This window comes from Paenibacillus sp. F024 (assembly GCF_057814255.1).
On record NZ_JBVASZ010000094.1, the window covers coordinates 1 to 634 of the forward strand.

Annotated in this window: 1 protein-coding gene; it reads left to right on the forward strand. The window is 53.2% G+C overall.

The genetic code is table 11. From position 1 onward, the window contains the following. Window positions 1-49: 49 nt before the first annotated feature. Window positions 50-634 (forward strand): IS110 family transposase (locus tag ACZYR9_RS27525; RefSeq protein WP_488981490.1); only part of this gene is annotated, 585 nt, incomplete at its 3' end.

The window sequence follows — 634 nt, forward strand, 5'->3', positions numbered from 1 at the left end:
TCCCGAAAGGTCCAGTCCCTGAATCCCATAAAGAAAGGAGGAATCCCACGTGAAGTTGTTTGTCGGGATTGACGTGAGTTCGCAAGATTTAAAGGTGTGCATCATGGATGCTGGCGGCGATACCCTCCAAGCGTTCACGGTGCTCAACAACTACCACGGTGCCTGCCACCTGCGGGATCAGATCCTTGCCCACGCTGACCGCATCAAGCCATCGGAGATTCACATCGGTCTGGAATCAACATCGGTTTACAGTTGGCACCCCGCCATGTTCCTGCATGAGGACAAGCTTCTCAGCGAGCGGCATACGAAGGTATTTACCATTAATCCGAAGCTCATTAGCAAGTTCAAGGAAGCCTATGTGGACCTCGATAAGAACGACCGCATCGATGCCTGGATTATTGCAGACAGGCTGCGTTTTGGAAGGCTGCCGATGACCGTTGTCGCCCAAGAGCAGTACATCGCTCTTCAAAGACTGACCCGCATGCGGTTTCACCTCGTCCACAACCTGACACGAGAGAAGCAGTACTTTCTCCAGCACCTGTTCTACAAGTGCAGTGCGTTCTCCGCGGAGGTGGAGAGCTCCGCCTTCGGCCATGCCATCACTGAATTGCTCCTTGAGAAATACAGCCTGGAT